Origin of the sequence: Streptomyces sp. NPDC051320 (genome assembly GCF_040682175.1) — a bacterium.
Taxonomy (GTDB): Bacteria; Actinomycetota; Actinomycetes; order Streptomycetales; family Streptomycetaceae; genus Streptomyces.
This window is the reverse complement of sequence record NZ_JBFBAL010000016.1, coordinates 1-13,443: the sequence shown is the minus strand read 5'-3', so window position 1 is coordinate 13,443 and position 13,443 is coordinate 1. Positions and strand designations below refer to the sequence as shown.

The window sequence follows — 13,443 nt, the reverse complement described above, 5'->3', positions numbered from 1 at the left end:
GCGTTCCGGCACTCTCCCGGAGGATGAGGGCCGACGCGGTCGGGTCAACGCCGAGGGGTGTCACTCGTCTGGGTGAGCAGTCCACTGGTTACGCGGTGCCGGGCCGAACGGTCGGCGGACTGCGCCGCAACTCAACTCGCTGCCGCGCGGCTCACCTTGTCACCGTACGCTGCCGCGGTGACCAGAGCTGCCGCGTGGGCGGCGAGTCCCGCCCGGCCGTTCCCCGTCACGATCGCCACCCCGAGGGCGGCCCCCAGCGCGTGCGCTCCCGTGTCCCCGAGCATGGTCTGCTCGCCCAGGTCGTCGATGACCACGGCGGCCGCCGCCCCCATCGGGGCGGCGGCGGCCGCACCGCCCGGCGCGCGCCGCAGCAGGCCGGGGCCGGCCAGTCCGAGCACGGCGATGGTGGCCCGTCCGGGGCGCACATCCAGCAGATTGACGAGGTGGGCGCTGCCGGCCACGACGATTCCGGCGAGCAGCCGGTCGACGGGCCGTTCCTTGAGTACCGCGCCGATGGCCAGACCGGCCGCGCCGATCCCGAACAGTTTCACCGCGCCGCTGGTCACCTCGCCCTGCCGGAGCGCGGAGAGATGCGCCCGGAACCCACGGCGGGGGTCGTCCGCGCCGACGATGTCGTCGTATCCCCCACAGGCACCGGCGACGAGCACCGCGAGTGTGGCGACTCCACGGGGTCCGGCGGGGAGGGCCCCGGCGGCCGCGCCGAGCGTGGCGGCCGGTCCCGCGCAGAGGTCGACGACTCGGCCCGCGTAGTTCGTCCGCTGCCAGCGCTCGGGGCCTCCGGGCGGCCGCCGCCGCAACGCGGTCGCGACGGTACGGGTCGCGGTGTAGGCGGCGAGGAATGCGGTGGTGCGGGCGCCGTGTCTCATGCCGCCCACCTTAAGGGCTGTCCCGTAATCCCTGGCGGGCGCACGACGACAGCTACGGCACCTCGCCGCGTTGTCGGAACGCCCGAATACATCCAGTATGCGGACGCCCCTCCGCCTCGCGATGCACCGCATCTGACGCCGCGCGCTGATCCACCAGGGACTACGGGACCGCCCCCAGCGCGTGGTTATCGGCCCGCCGCACCGTTCATCGATCGCCGGCACACCGCCCGTTCAGCCCGCGTCCCCGCGGGCCGTGGCCAGAAGTTCCTCCGCGTGCGCACGCGCCGTCTCCGAGTCCTCCTGGCCCGCCAGCATGCGGGACAGCTCCCGCACCCGGTCCTCACCCTCCAGCACAGTGACGCCGCTGCGCGTCACCGAACCGTCGTGGGTCTTCTCCACCAGCAGTTGCCGGTCGGCGAACGCGGCCACCTGCGGCAGGTGCGTGACGACCACCACCTGGGCGGACCTGGCCAGCTTGGCCAGCCGGCGGCCGACCTCGACGGCGGCCTTGCCGCCCACCCCGGCATCGACCTCGTCGAAGAGGTAGGTCGGTACGGGGTCGGACCCCGCGAAGACCACCTCGACGGCCAGCATGACGCGCGAGAGTTCACCGCCCGACGCCCCCTTCGCGATCGGCCGCGGGGCGGTACCGGGATGCGGCGCGAGCAGCAGTTCGACTTCGTCCGCGCCCAGCGGGCCGTACCCGACCAGCCGGCCGCCGACCTCGATGCCCTCCGGATCCTCGGTCTGACGGACATCGATCGAGACCCGGGCGTGTGGCATGGCGAGCGAAGCGAGCTCCTCCGTCACCGCGTCGGCGAATCGGTCGGCCGCATGGGTCCGGGCATCGGTGAGCGCCTGGGCGAGCAGGGACAACTCGTCCCGCAGCGCGTCACGCTCCGCCGTCAGCTCACCGATCCGCTCGTCGTCGCCCTCCAGTTCGGTGAGGCGCGCCGCGCCCTTCTCGGCCCAGGCCAGTACGGCTGAGATGTCCTCGCCGTACTTACGGGTGAGCTGGGTCAGCGCGGCCCGCCGCTCCTCCACGGCGGCCAGCCGCAGCGGATCGGCGTCGAGACGGTCGGCGTACCCTGCCAGCTCCCCCGACACGTCGGAGAGCAGAATGCCGATCTCCCCGATGCGTTCGGCGAGCGCGGCGAGCGCCGGGTCGTGGGAGCGTACGGCGTCCAGTGCCCGGCCGGCCCCGGCGACCAGCGTCGTCGCGTCCATGCCTTCGGGATCCTCCGGGTCACCTACGAGCGCGGTGTGCGCGAGGGCGGCGGCGGAGGCGAGCGCTTCGGCATGGCCCAGCCGCTCGGCCTCGGCCGCGAGATCGGTGTCCTCGCCCGGTAGCGGCTCCACACCCGCCACCTCGTCGAGCCCGAAGCGCAGCAGGTCCGCTTCCTGGGCGCGTTCGCGGGCCCGGGTGGTCAGTTCGTCGAGCTCCGTGGCGACCGCCCGCAGCCTGCGGTACGCAGCGGCGTACTTCTCGTGCGGCACGGCCACCGTGTCCCCGGCGTACCGGTCGAGAGCCTGCCGTTGCCTGGCCGGGCGCAGCAGCCCCTGCTGGTCGGTCTGCCCGTGCACGGCGACGAGCTCGTCGGCGAGTTCCGCGAGGAGCCCGACCGGCACGGACCGCCCGCCGAGATGCGCCCGTGAGCGTCCCTCGGCCGAGACCGTACGGCTGATGAGCAGCGCACCGTCGTCCAGCTCGGCCCCGGCCTCCTCGGCGCGGATGGTGGCCGGTGCGCCGGCGGGCATGGTGATCCGCCCCTCGACCAGTGCCGACTTGGCGCCGAGCCGCACCAGAGCGGGGTCGGCCCGCCCGCCGAGCAGCAGTCCGAGGCTGGTCACCACCATGGTCTTGCCCGCGCCGGTCTCGCCGGTCACCGCGGTGAAGCCGGGTGACAGCTCCACCACCGCGTCGTCGATGACTCCGAGCGACCGTATCCGCATCTCCTCCAACACGACCCCGACCATACGAGGTTTTGCCCGTGTCGCGCGACGCGCCCTCCCCCTCCAAGGGCTGTCCCGCAATTCTTGGTGGATCAGCGCGCGGCGTCAGATGCGGTGCATCGCAAGGCGGAGGGGCGTCCGCATACTGGATGTATTCGGGCGTTCCGACAACGCGGCGAGGTGCGCCGTAGCTGACGCCGTGCGCCCGCCGGGAATTTGCGGGACAGCCCTCAGTGCGGCGCCCCGCGCCAGCCGGCCACCGGAAGGGCGAATTTGGCCACCAGCCGGTCGGTGAACGAGGCGTGGTGCAGCCGGGCGAGCCGGACCGGCACGGCGCCCCTGCGCACCTCCACCCGGGCACCGGCCGGAAGCCCCACCGAGCGCCGGCCGTCGCACCACAGCACGCCGTGCGGGGTGTGCGGCTGCACCTCGACCGCGAGTACCGACGTCGGCGAGGTCACCAGCGGTTTGGCGAAGAGGGCGTGCGCGCCGATGGGCACCATGAGCAACGCCTCCACCTCCGGCCACACCACGGGGCCGCCCGCCGAGAAGGCGTAGGCCGTCGAACCGGTCGGCGTGGCGCAGACGATTCCGTCACAGCCGAACCCGGTGACCGGGCGGCCGTCGATCTCCAGGACGACCTCCAGCATCCGCTCCGGTTCGGTCTTCTGCACGGCGGCCTCGTTGAGCGCCCAGTCCCGGTGGATGACGCTGCCGTTCTGATGCACGACGACATCGACGGTCATCCGCTCCTCGACCTGGTAGGAACGGCCGACCACCCGGTCGACCACCTTGTCCAGGTCGTCCCGCTCGGCCTCGGCGAGGAAGCCGACCCGGCCGAGGTTGACGCCGAGCATCGGCACCCCGGACGCCCGGGCGAACTCGGCGCCGCGCAGCAGCGTTCCGTCACCGCCGAGCACCACCAGGAGTTCGCACCCGTCGAGGCAGGCGGGGGTCGCCGCGGGGGCCAGCTCGACCGAGGGAGGCAGCGGCAGATCGGCCGCCTCCGCCTCCAGCACCCGTACGCCGATACCGGACTTGAGCAGTCCGTGCACGACCAGTTCGGCGCTGCGGATGGCGGCCGGCCTGCCGGTGTGCGCCAAGAGGAAAACGGTGCGTGGCGCGCGCGGTTCCGCCGAAGTCGGTGCTGTGTCTGTCACTGAGGCCCCTCCGCCACTGCACGGTCCACATCCGCCGGATCCAGCGCGGGCGCGTCCGCCCGCAGCCACAGAAAGTACTCGACGTTCCCGGAAGGTCCCGGCAACGGGCTCGCGGTGACCCCGCGTACGCCCAGGCCCAGCTCCGCGGCCTGCCGTGCCACCGTCCGGACCGTCTCGGCGCGGAGCTGCGGGCTGCGCACGACGCCGCCGCTGCCGAGCCGGTCCTTGCCGATCTCGAACTGGGGTTTGACCATCAGCACCAGATCGGCGCCGGGCCCGGCGCACCGCACCAGAGCGGGCAGCACCAGACCCAGCGCGATGAACGAGAGGTCCCCGACGACCAGGTCGACCGGGGTGCCGCCGATCGCTTCGAGGGTGAGTTCGCGTACGTTCGTACGGTCCTTCACGGTGACCCGGTCGTCGCTCTGCAGCGACCAGGCGAGCTGGCCGTACCCGACGTCCACGGCGACCACCTGCGCCGCGCCGGCCCTCAGCAGCACATCGGTGAAGCCACCGGTCGACGCGCCCGCGTCCAGTGCCCGCCGTCCCGCGACCTTCAGCCCGAGCGGCTCGAAGGCCGTGAAGGCACCGGCCAGCTTGTGTCCGCCGCGGGACACGTAGTCGGGGTCGCTGTCGTCCTTGCGCACCACCACGGCCGCACTGGTCTCGACCTGGGTGGCCGCCTTGGTGGCGGTGGCGCCGCCGACGGTCACCCGCCCGGCGGCGATCAGCTGACCGGCGTGCTCGCGCGAGCGCGCCAGACTCCTGCGGACCAGCTCGGCGTCGAGGCGGCGGCGTGCCACTCCTGCCACGTTCGGTTCAGCTCCTGCTGTTGTACGGAAGGGGGCCACGGGCCGGAGACTGCGGTCCCGGCGCTTTGTCGAGCGCGTCCAGCGCCGCACGCAATCCCCGGTGTACATCCTCGTACACCTCGACATGCCCGTCGGCGGCGAGGTGGTCGGCGTCGCCCAGCCGGTCCAGCACCGCGTCCACCGCTTCGTCCCCGGTGGGGGTACGCGTCACACCCAGCGGCGCGAAAGCGGCCGGGTCGGCCACCTCAGCGGCTTGCGGCCCGGGCTCCGTGTCGGAGGGCCCCGCGATCGAGTCACTCATGCCCAGACGCTACCGCGAAGCGCTGCGGTACGGTCGATGACGATGGCGACGACAGAAGAGTGCCGCAGTGCCCTCGACAGACTCTCGGACATTATGGCGCAGGCGAACAGCCAGGTGCGCAGCGCGGCAGCGCTCGACCGGTCGTTGAGCTGCCGCATCACCGACCTCGATGTCACCTTCACCGGCCGTCTGGTGGACGGCCGGATCCAGGTGCTCGACACACGTCAGGGACCGCCGCCGGACAAGGCGGAGATCCGGCTCGCCATGAAGGGCGACGACCTGGTGTCCCTGGTCGGGGGCGAACTGAACTTCGCCAAGGCCTGGGCGTCGGGCCGGATCAGCCTGGAGGCCGGTTTCCGCGATCTGCTGCGGCTCAGGACGCTTCTCTGACCACGGCGTCGGCCCCGGCGGTGCGGGCCCGGCCCTTCCGCGCGGCCGGCACCACCAGCGGCGTCCCGGTCTGCGGGTCGTCGATGACCTGGCAGCGCATCCCGAAGACCTCTTCCACCAGCTCAGCGGTCACCACCTGCTCGGGCGGTCCCTCGGCGACGACAGCGCCGTCGCGCATGGCGATGAGGTGGGTCGCGTAACGCGCCGCATGGTTCAGATCGTGCAGTACGGCCACCAGGGTGCGGCCCTGCGTCTCGTGCAGTTCCGCGCAGAGATCCAGCACGTCGATCTGGTGCTGGATGTCGAGGAAGGTGGTCGGCTCGTCGAGCAGCAGCAGCGGTGTCTGCTGGGCCAGCGCCATCGCGATCCAGACACGCTGACGCTGACCGCCGGAGAGTTCGTCGACATAACGATCTGCCAGCTCACCGATCCGGGTCGATGCCATCGACTCCTCGACGATCCGCTCGTCCTCGGGCGACCACTGCCGCAGCAGCCCCTGGTGGGGGTAGCGACCGCGCGCCACCAGGTCGGCGACCGTGATCCCGTCCGGTGCGACCGAGGACTGCGGCAGCAGGCCCAGCGTTCTGGCGACCTTCTTGGCCGGCATCGACCCGATCGCGTGTCCGTCCAGCAGCACCCGTCCCTGTGAGGGCTTGAGCATCCGTGAGAGGGCGCGCAGCAGCGTCGACTTGCCGCAGGCGTTGGGGCCGACGATGACGGTGAAGGAGTGGTCGGGGATCTGTACGGAGAGGTCCTCCGCGATGATCCGCTTCTCGTAGCCGAGGGTGACCGACTCGGCGGTGAGTCGCTGCATGGGCGTGCTCCTGGATGTCATCAGATCCGTCCTGCCTTGCGTTCGGAGACCAGCAGCCACAGCAGATAGCAACCACCGATCGCCCCGGTCACCACTCCCACCGGCAACTGCCGGTCGCCGAAAGCCTGCTGGGCGGTCCAGTCGGCGACGACGAGCAGGGCCGCCCCCATGACGGCCGAGGGAATGAGATTCGCCCCCGGCGAGCGGGTCAGCCGCCGGGCCAGCTGGGGCGCGCTGAGCGCCACGAAGGCGATCGGCCCGGCGGCGGCGGTGGCCACCGCGGTGAGCAGCACCGCGGCCAGCAACAGCACCAGCCTGGTCCGTTCGACTCGTACCCCCAGGGCATGGGCGGCGTCCTCACCCATCTCCAGCATCCTCAGGTCGCGCCCCTGTCCGACGACCACGGGCAGCAGCACCACGCCGGTCACCAACAGCGGCCAGAACTGCGACCAGTCCCGTCCGTCGAGGGAACCCGTCATCCACACGACGGCGCGCGTCGCGTCGACCAGGTCGGCCCTGGTGAGCAAGTAGCTGTTGCAGGCGGTGAGCATCGCGGCGGCGCCGATGCCGACGAGGACCAGCCGATAGCCGTGCACGCCGCGTCTCCACGCCAGGGTGTACACGGCGATGCCGGTCACCAGGCCTCCGACGATCGCTCCGCCGGCCACGGCGGTCGCTCCGCCGTGGAAGAGCACGATCACGGTGAGCGCCCCGACGCTCGCGCCCTGCCCGAAGCCGATCACGTCCGGACTGCCCAGCGGATTGCGGGAAATGGACTGGAAGACCGCTCCCGAGACACCGAGCGCCGCTCCGACCAGCAGCCCGACCAGGGCTCTCGGCAGCCGCAGGTCGTTGACGATGAACTCCTGGGCCGCGCTGCCGCCGCCGAACAGCGTACGGACGACGTCACCGGGCGCCATCGGGTAGTCGCCGCTCCCGATGAGCACCACGTCGGCCGCCAGCGCGACCGCGGCGAGCAGCACCGTCACGGCCACCGCTCTGATGTCGACCCGCAGGGAGAACCCCGCCGTGCGTATCGCGTGCGTCGCTTTCACAGCTGAGCCATCCTCCGGCGGCGTACGAGAAAGATGAAGACCGGCCCGCCGATGAGCGCGGTCACGATCCCTACCTGGAGCTCGGCGGGACGGGCGACGACCCGGCCCACCACATCGGCGCCGAGCAGCAGCACCGGTGAGAGCACCGCCGCGTAGGGCAGCGTCCACCGCATGTCCGGCCCGGTGATGGCCCGGACGATGTGCGGCACCATCAGCCCGATGAAGACGATCGGGCCGCAGGCGGCGGTCGCGGCGCCGCAGAGCAGCGTGACGGCGATCATCGACAGGATCCGGGTACGGGTCAGATGGGCGCCGAGCGCCCGCGCGGTGTCGTCCCCCAGTGCCATCGCGTTGAGCGGTCGGCCGATCAGCAGCGCGATCAGCAGCCCCGCCACCACGAACGGCCACACCTGGGAGACGGTCCCCCAGGTGGCGGACGCGAGCGAACCGACCGTCCAGAAGCGCAACTTGTCCAGCGCGGCCGAGTCCAGCAGTTGTACGGCGTTCACGTAGCCGAAGAGCGCCGCGCTGACCGCTGTGCCGGCCAGCGCGAGCCGAACCGGTGTGGCACCGCGGCTGCCGCTCAGCGCGTACACCAGCACCGACACCACCGCGGCACCGGCGAACGCGAACCACACGTAGCCGGTGAAGGAACTGACGCCGAGAAAGCTCATCGCGGAGACCACCGCGGCGGACGCCCCCGCGTTGACGCCGAGGACACCGGGCTCGGCCAGCGGGTTGCGGGTAAGGGCCTGCATCACCGCTCCGGCGACACCCAGCGCCGCCCCGGTGAGCAGCCCCAGCACGGTGCGCGGCAGGCGCACCTCGCGGATCAGTACGTCATTGCCCCGGCCCGAGCTGTGCGCCAGGCCGTGCCACACATCGCCCAGCGGCACCGCCTTGGCGCCGATCGCGGTGCTCGCGACGGCCACCACCAGCAGCACGGCCAGGGCAAGCACCAGCCCGGCGGCGCGCGGCAGTACGCGCTCGGGGGGCGCGGGGGCGGGGTCCGCGCTCTGCACGGGAGGACTGTCGACCAACACCCGGTTAGGTTAGCCTACCCTGCATATCCCCTCACAGTCCGGCCCGGGACAGCGCCTTCCCGGCGTCGAGACCGCAGGAACCGTCCCCCGCATCCGTCCAGGCCGCGGCGCACAGCGCCCGCAGCCCGTCCAGCGGGCCACCATCCCCCTCCAGGACCAGCTCCCCGCCCCGTACGGACGCCGTCCATCCGCCGCATCCGAACCCGCCGTCCGCAGCCGCCACTTCCGGCTGTCCGGCCAGCAGCCCGCGCAGATCGGCGGCCACGAACGTCGGGCGGTGCTGGGGCTTCGCGGCCAGCAGCTGCGGCCCGTCGGTCACTCCGGTGAGCACCAGCAGCGAGTCGACGCCTCCGTTGAACGCGCCTTCGATATCCGTGTCGAGACGGTCCCCGACCACCAGCGGCCGCTCGGCACCGGTCCGCAGCACGGTCTCCCGGTGCATCGGCGGCAACGGCTTCCCGGCCACCTGCGGCTCGGCGCCGGTCGCGATCCGGACCACCTCGACCGCCGCACCGTTACCGGGAGCGATGCCGCGCGGTGTGGGGATGGTCAGATCCGTGTTGGAGGCGAACCACGGCACCCCGCGGTTGATCGCGTACGCAGCCTCGGCCAACCGCGACCAGGCCAGGTCGGGGCCGCCGTATCCCTGCGCCACGGCCACCGGATCGTCATCGGCGGAGTCCACCGGCTCGAGCCCGCGCTCCCGCAGCGCGACCCGCAGTCCTTCGCCGCCGATGACCAGCACCCGTGCGCCCTGCGGCACCTGATCGGCGATCAGCCGGGACACGGCCTGCGACGACGTGATGACGTCAGTGGGCTCGGCGGGGACCCCGAGCTCGGTCAGGTGCCGCGCCACCGCGTCCGGAGTCCGCAGCGCGTTGTTGGTGACATACGCGAGACGCATCCCTCCGTCCCGCGCCGTTCCGAGTGAGGCGACCGCGTGGGCGATCGCCTCTCCGCCCGAGTACACCACCCCGTCCAGGTCGAGCAGCGCAGTGTCGTACGCCTCATTCAGCGCCGTGGTACTGCCCTCGGGCCTGGTCCTGCTCTGCCGGCTCATCGCACTCCTCGTTCCGGGGTTCTCCCCCGATCATCCCGCATATCGAGACCGCACTTACCATGCAGCAATGAGCAAACGTGGTCAGCAAGCGGACGCCGGACTGCACCTGCTCCCCTTCCGTGGGCTGCGTTACGTCCCCGAGCGGGTGGGGAGCCTCGCGGCAGTGACATCACCGCCCTACGACGTCGTGGTCAGGCCCGACGGGCTTCTGCACCTCGAGTCCGCCGATCCGCACAACATCGTCCGGCTGATCCTGCCGCAGGCCGCCACCCCTGCGGCTCGCAACGAACAAGCCGCGACGACGCTCTCCCACTGGCTCGCCGACGGCATCCTCGCCCCGGACCCCGAACCTGCGCTGTACGTCTACGAGCAGCGCAAGGGCGAGCTGCTGCAGCGGGGGCTGATCGGTGCGCTGGCCCTGTCCGGCCCCGAGCACGGTGTGGTCCTTCCGCACGAGGCGGTGATGCCGGACATCGTCGAGGACCGGGCGGCCCTGATGCGCGCGACCGCCGCCAACTTCGAGCCGCTCCTGCTGACCTATCGCAGCGACGGCAGCGCGACGGGAACGGGTCGGGGGCGGGAGGACAGCCCGGGGCGCGAGATGAACGAGGGGTGCGAGACGCATGCGGCCGGTCCGACAGGCGCGGCCGGTGCGGCGGCGGTCATCGAGCGCACCATCGCCCGTCCGCCGCTGCTCGCGACAACCACCGAGGACGGTTTCAGCCACCGGCTCTGGTCCCTCACCGATCCGGCGGAGATCGCCGAGGCCCAGTCCGACCTTGCCCATCGGCAGGCATTGATCGCCGACGGGCACCATCGCTGGGCCACCTACCTCCGGCTGCGCACCGAGCACCCGGGCCCCGGACCCTGGGGTTACGGACTGGTGCTGCTCATCGACACGGTCCGCCATCCGCTCCAGGTCCGGGCCATCCACCGGCTGCTGCACCGGGTACCGGTCGCCGAGGCGCTGGCCGCCTTGGAGGGACTGTTCCGCATCCGGGAGGTCGACGGCCTCTCGCGGGCGCTGGACGCGCTGGCCGAGGCGGCTGCCACGGGCAACGCGTTTCTACTGGCGGGCGACGGCGGTTTCCACCTCATCGACCGGCCCGACGAGGAACTCCTCGCCCGCACGGTCCCCCAGGACCCTCCGTCGGCCTGGCGCACCCTGGACGCGACGGTGCTCCACCACACGCTCCTCGACGAGGTCTGGCGCATTCCCGACGCCCCTGAGCACATCGCGTACATCCATGCCACGGACGCGGCCGTCGAACAGGCGGAACGCCGGGGCGGCACGGCGGTGCTGATGCATCCGGTGCGCGAGGAGGTCGTACTGGAGCTCGCCCGGCAGGGCGTGACCATGCCCCGGAAGTCGACGTCGTTCGGCCCGAAGCCGGCCACCGGACTGGTGCTGCGGAGCCTCAGCCTCGACTGACGACCGGAAAAAGGGCGGTGTCCCCGGGGACTTCCGAGGGCACCGCCCTTCCTCGTCCGCATCAGCGGACGTAGCGTCAGGACTCGTCTTCGGGTCCGTTGTCCGACTCGTCGCCGGACTCGTGCTCGACGTCGACGAATTCGACGCCCTCCAGCTCGGCGAGCCGGTCCGAAGCGTCCGTCGCGCCGTCCTTGTCGCACTCGATGGTCTTGGCGAACCACTCGCGCGCCTCGTCCTCGCGCCCGGCGGCCAGCAGTGCGTCGGCGTACGCGTAGCGCAGCCTGGCGGTCCACGGCTGCACGGAGTTCGACGCCAGTTCCGGGCTCTGCAGCGTCACGATCGCCGCATCGATCTGCCCCATGTCACGGCGCGCTCCGGCTGCGACCAGACGCATCTCGACCTGTCCCGCCTTGTCGAGCTTCTGCACCTCGGGCTCACCGGCCATCGCCATGGCACGTTCCGGCCGCCCGAGTCCGCGCTCGCAGTCCGCCATGACGGGCCACAGTTCGACGGTGCCGGTCATCCGGCGGGTGGCACGGAACTCCGCGAGCGCCTCGGAGTACTTCTGCGTTGCGTACGCGGCGAAGCCGGCCGCCTCACGTACGGCAGCCACCCGCGAGGCCAGCCGCAGCGCGATACGCGAGTACGCGTATGCCTCGTCAGGGTCCTCGTCGATCAGCCGGGCGACCATCACCAGGTTCTTGGCGACGTCCTCGGCGAGGGTCTTCGGCAGGCTCATCAGCTCCTGCCGCACGTCCTTGTCGATCTCCTGGCCCGTGACGTCCTCAGGGATCGGCAGCCGCTTGATGGGCTCGCGGTCGCGATCCCGGTCGCGATCCTCCCGCTGGAACCCACCACCGCGCTCATCGCGTCGCCCACCGCGGAAACCACCCCGGTCGTCACGGCGGTCGTCACGGCGGTCACTGCCACGGTCGTCGCGTCGGCCGTAGCCGCCACCGCCGCTGGGACGGTCGTCACGACGGAAGCCGCCGCCACGCTCGTCGTCCCTGCGGGGGCCGCTCGGACGGGCGTCACGGTTCCCGCGGTACCCGGCGTTGCCGGCGCCGGCGGGCCGGCTGCCACGGTCGTCACGGCGGTCGTCACGGCGGTCGTCACGGCGCGGTCCGCTGGAACGGTCGTCGCGGCTGGGACCGCCGAAACGGTCATCACGCCGCTCGAAGCCGCCACTACTGCTGGGGCGCCCACCACGCGAGTCGTCACGCCGGTCGTCCCGGCGGAAGGGCGGACGGTCGTCGCGACGGGCGAACCCGCCACCACCGCTAGGACGTCCACCGCGGTTGTCATCACGGCGGGGACCGGTGGGCCGATCGTCACGGTTCCCACGGAAGCCACCACGGTTGTCACCACCACGGGTGTCACCACGGCTGTCACCACGGCTGTCGTCCCGCCGGAAGCCCCCACGGTCGCCCCCTCGGTAGCCACCGCCGGTGGAACTCGGGCGCCCACCACGGTCGTCATCGCGGCGCGGACCGCTCGGCCGGTCGTCACGGTTACCCCGGTACCCGCCACCGCCGCCGGCCGGACGACCGCCACGGTCATCACGCCGGTCGTCACGACGCGGACCGCCGAAACGGTCATCACGCCGCTCGAAGCCGCCACCACTGCTGGGGCGCCCACCACGCGAGTCGTCGCGCCGGTCGTCCCGGCGGTCGTCCCGGCGGAAAGGCGGACGGTCGTCGCGACGGGCGAACCCGCCACCACTGCTGGGACGCCCACCGCGGTCGTCGCGCTGCCCACCGCGGTAGCCACCGCCGGCGGAACTCGGGCGCCCACCACGATCATTGTCGCCGCGCGGGCCGCTCGGCCGGTCATCGCGGTTACCGCGATACCCGCCACCGCTGCCGGCACCGGCCGGACGACCGCCACGGTCATCACGACGATCACCACGGCGGTCATCACGGCGGTCATCACGACGCGGACCGCCGGAGCGGTCGTCACGGCGGAAGCCACCACGGTCGTTGTCTCGGCGCGGACCACTCGGACGGTCGTCACGACCACCTCGGGACCCGCCCTGGTCGCCGCCGTCCCGGCGACGCGGCTCGCGCTCCGGACGGTCGTCGGGAGAGTTGGTGGACATCGGTGTGACTCCTGTCTTCGGGTACCGCAATCATTCTCACGCAGTCGGTCATCCGCCGCGCTTCGGGAAATAAAAAAAGGACCTTTGGTCCCAGCGTGAACGCTGGGACCAAAGGTCCTTCAAAGATTGTTCGGCGGTGTCCTACTCTCCCACAGGGTCCCCCCTGCAGTACCATCGGCGCTGAAAGGCTTAGCTTCCGGGTTCGGAATGTAACCGGGCGTTTCCCTAACGCTATGACCACCGAAACCCTATTTGGGCTCTAGCGAACAAGCACACTCTTCAATTAAGAATCAAGCAGTGAAACTTTGTTCCGCCGGCCACGATTGTTCGTGGTCTGGGAACTACACAGTGGACGCGAGCAACTGAGGACAAGCCCTCGGCCTATTAGTACCAGTCAGCTCCACCCGTTACCGGGCTTCCACATCTGGCCTATCAACC

The 13,443-nt window shown here is 71.6% G+C and carries 13 protein-coding genes and 2 rRNA genes; 2 read left to right on the top strand and 13 right to left on the bottom strand.

Annotated features, from left to right (window positions below):
* Window positions 1-131 precede the first annotated feature (131 nt).
* From AB0M87_RS28405 to AB0M87_RS28385, 5 genes are all read right to left on the bottom strand, one after another.
* Window positions 132-887, bottom strand: coding sequence for a hypothetical protein (locus AB0M87_RS28405; RefSeq protein ID WP_365857877.1), 756 nt, complete (start codon window positions 885-887; stop codon window positions 132-134).
* A gap of 231 nt (window positions 888-1,118) precedes the next feature.
* A complete protein-coding gene (recN, locus tag AB0M87_RS28400) occupies window positions 1,119-2,864 on the bottom strand; it encodes a DNA repair protein RecN (RefSeq protein ID WP_365857875.1) in 1,746 nt (581 codons plus the stop codon).
* A gap of 206 nt (window positions 2,865-3,070) precedes the next feature.
* Window positions 3,071-4,000 (bottom strand): NAD kinase, encoded by a 930-nt coding sequence (locus AB0M87_RS28395; RefSeq protein WP_365857873.1) that lies wholly within the window; start codon window positions 3,998-4,000, stop codon window positions 3,071-3,073.
* On the bottom strand, window positions 3,997-4,812 hold the full coding sequence (locus AB0M87_RS28390) for a TlyA family RNA methyltransferase (protein WP_365857871.1): 816 nt from the start codon (window positions 4,810-4,812) through the stop codon (window positions 3,997-3,999). Before AB0M87_RS28390 ends, AB0M87_RS28395 begins: the two co-directional genes overlap by 4 nt.
* A gap of 7 nt (window positions 4,813-4,819) precedes the next feature.
* Window positions 4,820-5,113 carry a hypothetical protein gene (locus tag AB0M87_RS28385; protein ID WP_365857869.1) on the bottom strand — a complete coding sequence of 98 codons (294 nt, stop codon included), beginning with the start codon at window positions 5,111-5,113 and terminating at the stop codon, window positions 4,820-4,822.
* Between the two features lie 42 nt (window positions 5,114-5,155).
* Here AB0M87_RS28385 and AB0M87_RS28380 point away from each other — a divergent pair, with 42 nt between their 5' ends.
* The gene (locus tag AB0M87_RS28380) at window positions 5,156-5,503 is read left to right on the top strand and encodes an SCP2 sterol-binding domain-containing protein (protein ID WP_365857867.1); all 348 of its coding nucleotides are present in this window, start codon (window positions 5,156-5,158) and stop codon (window positions 5,501-5,503) included.
* On the opposite strand, the gene AB0M87_RS28375 is transcribed toward AB0M87_RS28380, so the two are convergent.
* From AB0M87_RS28375 to AB0M87_RS28360, 4 genes are all read right to left on the bottom strand, one after another.
* Window positions 5,487-6,317, bottom strand: a complete 831-nt coding sequence (locus tag AB0M87_RS28375; RefSeq protein WP_365857865.1) for an ABC transporter ATP-binding protein — start codon at window positions 6,315-6,317, stop codon at window positions 5,487-5,489. The genes AB0M87_RS28380 and AB0M87_RS28375 overlap by 17 nt on opposite strands.
* Before the next feature lie 20 nt (window positions 6,318-6,337).
* The gene (locus tag AB0M87_RS28370; RefSeq protein ID WP_365857863.1) at window positions 6,338-7,372 is read right to left on the bottom strand and encodes an iron chelate uptake ABC transporter family permease subunit; all 1,035 of its coding nucleotides are present in this window, start codon (window positions 7,370-7,372) and stop codon (window positions 6,338-6,340) included.
* The gene (locus AB0M87_RS28365; protein WP_365858083.1) at window positions 7,369-8,352 is read right to left on the bottom strand and encodes an iron chelate uptake ABC transporter family permease subunit; all 984 of its coding nucleotides are present in this window, start codon (window positions 8,350-8,352) and stop codon (window positions 7,369-7,371) included. Before AB0M87_RS28365 ends, AB0M87_RS28370 begins: the two co-directional genes overlap by 4 nt.
* A gap of 94 nt (window positions 8,353-8,446) precedes the next feature.
* The gene (locus AB0M87_RS28360) at window positions 8,447-9,475 is read right to left on the bottom strand and encodes an HAD-IIA family hydrolase (RefSeq protein ID WP_365857861.1); all 1,029 of its coding nucleotides are present in this window, start codon (window positions 9,473-9,475) and stop codon (window positions 8,447-8,449) included.
* 67 nt (window positions 9,476-9,542) lie between these two features.
* Here AB0M87_RS28360 and AB0M87_RS28355 point away from each other — a divergent pair, with 67 nt between their 5' ends.
* Window positions 9,543-10,907, top strand: coding sequence for a DUF1015 domain-containing protein (locus tag AB0M87_RS28355; protein WP_365857859.1), 1,365 nt, complete (start codon window positions 9,543-9,545; stop codon window positions 10,905-10,907).
* Between the two features lie 76 nt (window positions 10,908-10,983).
* Here AB0M87_RS28355 and AB0M87_RS28350 read toward each other — a convergent pair whose 3' ends face one another.
* The 4 genes from AB0M87_RS28350 to AB0M87_RS28335 all read right to left on the bottom strand — a co-directional run.
* Entirely contained in the window at window positions 10,984-11,706 is a 723-nt protein-coding gene (locus tag AB0M87_RS28350; protein ID WP_365858081.1) for a hypothetical protein, read from the bottom strand.
* Window positions 11,646-12,920 (bottom strand): hypothetical protein, encoded by a 1,275-nt coding sequence (locus AB0M87_RS28345; RefSeq protein WP_365858100.1) that lies wholly within the window; start codon window positions 12,918-12,920, stop codon window positions 11,646-11,648. The genes AB0M87_RS28350 and AB0M87_RS28345 overlap by 61 nt, the downstream gene beginning before the upstream one ends.
* Before the next feature lie 213 nt (window positions 12,921-13,133).
* Window positions 13,134-13,250, bottom strand: a 5S ribosomal RNA gene (rrf, locus tag AB0M87_RS28340).
* Between the two features lie 119 nt (window positions 13,251-13,369).
* Window positions 13,370-13,443, bottom strand: a 23S ribosomal RNA gene (locus AB0M87_RS28335); the annotation flags it as partial.

Bases quoted from the DNA above. Each gene is read 5' to 3' on its own strand.
- AB0M87_RS28405 (WP_365857877.1), bottom strand. From the start codon at position 887: ATGAGACACGGCGCCCGCACCACCGCATTCCTCGCCGCCTACACCGCG.
- recN (WP_365857875.1), bottom strand. From the start codon at position 2,864: ATGGTCGGGGTCGTGTTGGAGGAGATGCGGATACGGTCGCTCGGAGTC.
- AB0M87_RS28385 (WP_365857869.1), bottom strand. From the start codon at position 5,113: ATGAGTGACTCGATCGCGGGGCCCTCCGACACGGAGCCCGGGCCGCAA.
- AB0M87_RS28380 (WP_365857867.1), top strand. From the start codon at position 5,156: ATGGCGACGACAGAAGAGTGCCGCAGTGCCCTCGACAGACTCTCGGAC.
- AB0M87_RS28375 (WP_365857865.1), bottom strand. From the start codon at position 6,317: ATGCAGCGACTCACCGCCGAGTCGGTCACCCTCGGCTACGAGAAGCGG.
- AB0M87_RS28360 (WP_365857861.1), bottom strand. From the start codon at position 9,475: ATGAGCCGGCAGAGCAGGACCAGGCCCGAGGGCAGTACCACGGCGCTG.
- AB0M87_RS28355 (WP_365857859.1), top strand. From the start codon at position 9,543: ATGAGCAAACGTGGTCAGCAAGCGGACGCCGGACTGCACCTGCTCCCC.